The sequence below is a fragment of the Staphylococcus sp. HMSC059F04 genome (assembly GCF_001812565.1).
Lineage (GTDB): Bacteria > Bacillota > Bacilli > Staphylococcales > Staphylococcaceae > Staphylococcus > Staphylococcus lugdunensis.
In genome coordinates this window covers 51,832-58,647 of sequence record NZ_KV809478.1, presented here as the reverse complement: position 1 = coordinate 58,647, position 6,816 = coordinate 51,832, and the positions used below count along the sequence as shown (strand labels likewise).

Genomic DNA, 6,816 nt, shown 5'->3' with positions numbered 1-6,816 from the left:
TGAGCCGCATTGAGACCGAGAGGTCTCTTTTTTTTATGCCAAAAATTGAAAAACAAGTCGATAAATAACGGCTTTGCGAAGAGAAAGCGATTGAAGCTGACGTATTCTGACCTATAGAAAATACAAATTAAATGCGATACTTCAAAAATGAAAAAGTTATTGCTTTTTTAAATGATTAAAATTATTTTAAAACATTTGCACTGAAACTTAGTTTTTAAGTCTACAAAATTCTCACTCATAGTCGTTTATGACGAGTGCGCTTATTAGTGCTTGGACATGATTAGACAAATCCTCATTTGAAATGCCACCAAACCCTAAAATAAAAGTAGGATAGCGCTCATTGGCATCATCGAAGTAATAGGGTTCCAGTTTAAGAGATATATTTGATGCGTTTTCTAGACATTGTTCCATTGTTAGCCCATTTATAACCCGAATGGTAAAATGCATGCCAGTTAATGCGCCATCAATCTTTAATTGGTTAGAGTAAGGTGCAAGTTGATTTAAAATATAAGTAAGTTTGTCGCGATAAATTTTTCTCATTTTATTTAGATGGCGTTCAAAACTGCCTGATGCCATAAATCTTTCGACGATATGTTGAATATGAACGGGAACTGTATTTCCTTCTTTATATGGATGATGATTATATATGTTTAATATTGGATAAGGTAAAACGATATACGCTATACGACAACTTGGAAATAGAGACTTAGAAAATGTACTAATATAAATAACTTTTCCTTTCGTGTCTAAACTTTGTAAAGCGGGTATCGGTTTGCCATAATATCTAAACTCAGAGTCGTAATCATCTTCAATAATATAACGTTTTTCTTGCTGCTGTGCCCATTGAATTAATTGGGTGCGTTTTTTTAAATTCATGATATGCCCCGTTGGAAATTGATGTGAAGGGGTAATATACAAAATATCATTATTGTATTCAAAGATGGGATCGACTTGGATGCCATCTTTTTCTACTATAACTTGTTTATAAGGCATCTGTTTCTTGTCTAATGTTTGTTTAATTGGTGGATAGCTTGGTTGTTCGATAATAAAGGAGCTATCTGATAGTACATCTGTAATCATATCGAGTAATTGTTCTGTAGAAGAACCGATAATAATTTGATTTGGATGACAAGTAACCCCTCTGCTGTTAAATAAATAATGGGCAATTTGTTGTCTTAATGCCAATTCACCCTGTGGATCTCCATGTTGTAAAAGGTCTATATTACTATCATCAAAAACATCTCGAGCATATTTTCTTAATGTATGCAATGGAAAGTTTTCAGCATCTATTTCAGCCAAGTTGAAGGCATAGCGGTAATGTGATTTTGGCGTTGACTTCTGAATGAAGTTGATTTCATGAAACCCTGATGTTTGTGGTACGACAGGCAGTGATTCGATATCTGATACATAATAGCCTGAACGTGGTTTGGCATAAATAAATCCTTCATCTAGTAAAAGTTGATAGGCATGTTCGATTGTTGTATGACTAAGTGATAAATGTTCACTTAATTGTCGCTTTGAAGGAAACTTTTCATTTGCCTGATAATGACCTTCAATAATTTGGGCTTTTAATTTTTCATAGAGTGATTGGTATAGTGCAGTTTTCTTCTTCATATCATCTGGCCTCTTTATTTATTATAAAATTGAACCTTTTTCAATATCAGTTTATCGTTTAGAATGGATTTAATCAATTAGAAAAGGGGCAATTTACATGTCTAAAATTGTAGGATCTGAAAGAGTTAAACGAGGTATGGCTGAAATGCAAAAAGGCGGCGTCATTATGGACGTTGTTAATGCAGAACAAGCTAGAATCGCGGAGGAAGCTGGAGCGGTTGCTGTTATGGCATTAGAGCGTGTGCCTTCTGATATTAGAGCGGCAGGAGGGGTAGCACGTAGCGCTAACCCTAAAATTGTTGAAGAAGTAATGAACGCTGTTTCTATACCGGTTATGGCTAAAGCACGTATTGGACACATTACTGAAGCGCGTGTGCTCGAAGCTATGGGGGTCGATTATATTGATGAATCTGAAGTATTAACACCAGCTGATGAAGAATATCATTTAAGAAAAGACCAGTTTACTGTACCGTTTGTTTGTGGGTGTCGTGATTTAGGTGAAGCCGCACGTCGTATTGGTGAAGGTGCAGCAATGTTACGTACGAAAGGTGAACCTGGAACTGGAAACATTGTTGAAGCAGTACGTCATATGAGAAAAGTAAATGCTGAAGTTAGTCGTTTAGTAGTAATGAACGACGATGAAATTATGACGTATGCTAAAGAATTAGGTGCGCCATATGAAATCTTGAAACAAATCAAGGATAGCGGTCGCCTACCAGTTGTTAACTTTGCTGCTGGAGGTGTAGCAACACCTCAGGATGCTGCTTTAATGATGGAATTGGGTGCAGATGGCGTCTTTGTAGGTTCAGGTATTTTCAAATCAGAAGATCCTGAAAAATTTGCGAAAGCGATTGTACAAGCGACGACACATTATCAAGATTATGAGTTAATTGGTAAATTGGCTGCAGAATTAGGAACAGCAGTGAAAGGCTTAGATATAAATAAAATTTCATTAGAAGAACGTATGCAAGAGCGTGGTTGGTAAGATATGAAGATAGGTGTATTGGCATTGCAAGGCGCTGTGCGTGAACATATTCGTCATATTGAATTAAGTGGTCACGAAGGCATAGCAATTAAAAGAGTAGAACAACTAGAAGAAATTGATGGATTGATTCTTCCTGGTGGTGAGTCAACCACACTTAGAAGATTGATGGATTTATATGGTTTTAAAGAAAAATTACAACAATCTAACTTACCTATGTTTGGCACATGTGCTGGCCTAATTGTATTAGCTAAACATGTCGAAGGTGAAACAGGGTATTTAAAAAAATTGGATATCACTGTAGAACGTAATTCGTTTGGTAGACAAGTAGATAGTTTTGAATCAGAACTTGATATTAAAGGCATTGCTGAAGATATAGAAGGTGTTTTTATTAGAGCACCACATATTGCTAGCGTAGAAGATGGCGTAGAAGTATTAAGTACTGTTGGCGATAAAATTGTTGCAGTTAAACAAGGGAACTATTTAGGTGTATCATTCCATCCTGAGTTAACGGATGATTATAGAGTTACGCAATACTTTATTGAACATATGGTCAAATAACATAGTCTTGTTGAAAGAGCACTCAAAAAATGAGTGCTCTTTTTTAATATAACCTATTAATATGAGACAATGATACGATGCAAGATTTGCTCTACATTAAATAGCTATTTTAAAATATTCGCTTTTTTATAAGAGATAGCAAGAAAGTATAAAAAAATGATGCTATAAGATGCCTACGATATAGGCTCTTATAGCATCACAAAACGATAATATGTCTATTTAATATTTATTTAAATAAAGAATCCAGCAATTGTTGCGGAGATAAATGAAACTAGTGTAGCACCGAACAATAATTTTAAGCCAAAGCGAGCAACAATATCACCTTTTTCAGAGTTAAGTGATTTAATGGCACCAGAAATAATTCCAATTGAGCTAAAGTTAGCGAATGATACTAGGAATACTGAAGTTACGCCTTTAGCGTGCGTTGAAATATCTGATAGTTTACCTAATGATTGCATAGCAACAAATTCATTAGAAAGCAGTTTTGTTGCCATAACTGAACCAGACTGTACAGCTTCGTTCCATGGAACACCAGATAGAAAGGCTAAAGGTGCAAAGACAAAGCCAATTAAAGTTTGGAAATCCCAAGAGACAGCGCCATGCGTTATGACACTTAAAAGACCACTAACGATACCGTTTAGTAATGCGATAATGGCGATATAGCCAATGAGCATTGCCCCAACGATAACCGCTACTTTAAATCCATCTAAAATGTACTCTCCTAACATTTCAAAGAAAGATTGATTTTTAGTTTCTGTTTCATCTACTAATAATTTATCTTCTTCTTCATTCACTTTATAAGGATTAATAATTGATGCAATAATGAAACCACCAAAAAGGTTAAGTACAACTGCCGTTACGACATACTTTGGTTCAATTAAAGTAAAGTATGCGCCAATAATTGAAGCTGAAACGGTAGACATAGCTGAAGCGGTTAATGTATATAACCGTTGTTTCGGTATGTAAGGTAATTGTTTTTTTAAAGAAATAAAAACTTCAGATTGCCCTAAGATGGCTGCGGCGACGGCATTATAAGATTCTAAACGTCCCATGCCATTGATTTTAGAAATTAACCAGCCTAACCCATTAATAATGAGTGGTAGGATGCGAGTGTATTGTAGTATGCCGATTAACGCAGAGATAAATACAATCGGTAATAAAACACTAAAGAAGAATGGAGGGTTTTTAGGATTAACAAATTTAAATCCACCAAAGACAAAGTTAACGCCTTCTGCAGCTTTTTGTAGTAAATAATTAAATCCGTTTGAAATTCCTCCGATGACATGTATACCTGCCGTCGTTTTAAGTAAAATAAAGGCGAATATAAATTGAATCACAAGTAACAAAGCGACGTACTTCCAACGAATATGCTTTCTATCTGAGCTAAATGCAAAGGCAAGCGCTAAGAAGAAAACGATTCCAATTATCCCAATGAGAATATGCATAGACCTGCTCCTTAATCTTTTTTCTAAATCTTATCATACAATAAATAGATGTGAACAAACACCTTTATTTTATAAATTGAAAAACAAATTGGTTGAAAATGGTCAAAGTTGGTCATATAATATAGTCAAAGAAGGTCAAAAGGGGTGATAAGCATGCACAATATGTCTGACATCATAGAGCAGTACATTAAAAAATTGTTTGAAGAAACGAATGGAGACGCTGTTGAAATACAACGAGCCAATATAGCACAGCGGTTTGATTGTGTGCCTTCTCAATTAAATTACGTTATTAAAACCAGATTCACCAATGAGCATGGTTATGAAATAGAAAGTAAACGTGGAGGCGGTGGATACATCCGAATCACGAAAATTGAAAATAAAGATGCAACGGGGTATATTAATCACTTGCTTCAATTAATTGGACCAACCATTTCACAGCAGCAAGGTTACTATGTTATTGACGGCTTGCTTGAAAAAGGTTTGATTAGTGAAAGAGAAGCTAAAATGATACAAGCTGTCATTGACCGTGAAACATTAAAAATGGATGTCATGTCTAGAGATATTATCCGAGCAAATATTTTAAAACGAATCTTACCGGTGATTAATTACTATTAATACTGAAAAATGCGAGGTGTTAAGACGTGCTTTGTGAAAATTGCCACTTAAATGAAGCAGAGGTAAAGCTTACGGTTAAAAGTAAAAATGGAACCAGTGAGAAATGGGTTTGTCCTGTTTGTGCACAAGGAGAAAATCCATGGAATCAGAATTACACATCTCATCACCAGTATCAAGATGATATTGAAGAAGCATTTGTTGTAAAGCAAATATTACAACATTTAGCTACAAAACATGGTATTGATTTTCAAAATGTTGCTTTTCAAGAAGAAAAACAGTGTGCAACTTGTCATATGACCTTAAAAGATATTGCGCATGTTGGTAAGTTTGGCTGTGCACAATGCTATGCTACCTTTAAAGATGACATTATTGATATTGTGAGACGGGTGCAAGGTGGACAGTATGAACATGTTGGGAAAACGCCGCATTCATCACATCAAAAATTAGCAATAAAAAAACAAATTGAAGAAAAATCACAATATTTAAATGTATTAATAGATGAACAAAAATTTGAAGAAGCTGCTCTTGTAAGAGATGAGATAAAAGCATTAAAGCAACAGAGTGAGGTGTTACATGATGAATGATTATAATATTAATCCTGATGATATATTGACCAATATCGAAACAGCACCAGTTGTTATGTCATCACGAATTCGCTTAGCACGTAATCTTGAAAATCATGTACACCCACTTATGTTTCCATCTGAACAAGAAGGTTTTCGAGTTATTAATGAAGTTCAGGATGCATTGCCAGATCTAGATTTACAACGTCTAGATCGCATGGACCAGCAAAGTAAGATGCAACTTGTTGCGAAACATTTAGTCAGTCCTGAACTAATTAAGCAACCAGCATCGGCAGTGATGACTAACGAGGATGAATCTCTTAGTATTATGATTAATGAAGAAGATCATATACGCATACAAGCGATGTCACCTGAGTTATCTTTGTCTGAATTATATACGAAAGCATCTGATATTGATGATTTACTCGATAAAGCGTTAGATATTAGTTACGATGAACATTTAGGGTACTTAACTACATGCCCAACCAATATTGGAACAGGCATGAGAGCAAGTATTATGTTACATTTGCCTGGTTTATCGATAATGAAACGAATGAATCGTATTGCTCAAACAATTAATCGTTTTGGCTTTACAATTCGTGGTATATATGGAGAGGGATCGCAGGTCTATGGACATATATATCAGGTTTCAAACCAACTAACTTTAGGGAAAACAGAACAAGACATCATCGATAATTTAACAGAAGTTGTTAATCAAATTATTAATGAAGAAATGCAAATTCGCGAACGGTTACACACATATAACCAAATTGAAACGTTGGATCGTGTTTATCGTTCGCTTGGTATATTACAAAATTGTAGAATGATTTCTATGGAAGAAGCATCCTATCGACTTAGTGAAGTGAAATTAGGAATTGATTTAGGATATGTACAATTGCAAGATTTTAATTTTAATGAATTAATGGTGAGTATTCAATCTGCTTTCTTGTATAACGATGAAGACGAGGACGATGAGAAATCCGTCAATGAGAAACGTGCAGATATTTTAAGAGCTCAGACCATATAGGAGGTAAAT

The 6,816-nt window shown here is 35.0% G+C and carries 7 protein-coding genes; 5 read left to right on the top strand and 2 right to left on the bottom strand.

Going from position 1 to position 6,816, the window contains the following annotated elements; translation table 11 throughout:
- Window positions 1-231: 231 nt before the first annotated feature.
- Window positions 232-1,614 carry a MocR-like pyridoxine biosynthesis transcription factor PdxR gene (locus HMPREF2864_RS09010; protein ID WP_070545698.1) on the bottom strand — a complete coding sequence of 461 codons (1,383 nt, stop codon included), beginning with the start codon at window positions 1,612-1,614 and terminating at the stop codon, window positions 232-234.
- A 97-nt stretch (window positions 1,615-1,711) separates the two neighbouring features.
- On the opposite strand from HMPREF2864_RS09010, the gene pdxS reads away from it, so the two are divergent.
- Window positions 1,712-2,599 carry a pyridoxal 5'-phosphate synthase lyase subunit PdxS gene (gene pdxS / locus HMPREF2864_RS09005; protein WP_070572189.1) on the top strand — a complete coding sequence of 296 codons (888 nt, stop codon included), beginning with the start codon at window positions 1,712-1,714 and terminating at the stop codon, window positions 2,597-2,599.
- 3 nt (window positions 2,600-2,602) lie between these two features.
- Complete coding sequence (gene pdxT / locus HMPREF2864_RS09000; protein ID WP_002459959.1) at window positions 2,603-3,157, top strand: pyridoxal 5'-phosphate synthase glutaminase subunit PdxT; 555 nt, start codon at window positions 2,603-2,605, stop codon at window positions 3,155-3,157.
- A gap of 230 nt (window positions 3,158-3,387) precedes the next feature.
- Here the strand turns inward: pdxT and HMPREF2864_RS08995 are convergent, their stop codons facing one another.
- Complete coding sequence (locus HMPREF2864_RS08995; RefSeq protein ID WP_002459958.1) at window positions 3,388-4,602, bottom strand: NupC/NupG family nucleoside CNT transporter; 1,215 nt, start codon at window positions 4,600-4,602, stop codon at window positions 3,388-3,390.
- A 153-nt stretch (window positions 4,603-4,755) separates the two neighbouring features.
- Here HMPREF2864_RS08995 and HMPREF2864_RS08990 point away from each other — a divergent pair, with 153 nt between their 5' ends.
- The 3 genes from HMPREF2864_RS08990 to HMPREF2864_RS08980 are packed head-to-tail and all read left to right on the top strand — an operon-like array spanning window position 4,756 to window position 6,807.
- Window positions 4,756-5,217, top strand: a complete 462-nt coding sequence (locus HMPREF2864_RS08990; protein WP_002459957.1) for a CtsR family transcriptional regulator — start codon at window positions 4,756-4,758, stop codon at window positions 5,215-5,217.
- Window positions 5,218-5,243: 26 nt separating this feature from the next.
- On the top strand, window positions 5,244-5,801 hold the full coding sequence (locus tag HMPREF2864_RS08985) for a UvrB/UvrC motif-containing protein (RefSeq protein ID WP_070545708.1): 558 nt from the start codon (window positions 5,244-5,246) through the stop codon (window positions 5,799-5,801).
- Window positions 5,794-6,807: a protein arginine kinase gene (locus HMPREF2864_RS08980; protein WP_002492974.1), complete on the top strand. Its 1,014-nt coding sequence runs from the start codon at window positions 5,794-5,796 to the stop codon at window positions 6,805-6,807. Before HMPREF2864_RS08985 ends, HMPREF2864_RS08980 begins: the two co-directional genes overlap by 8 nt.
- Window positions 6,808-6,816: the final 9 nt, after the last annotated feature.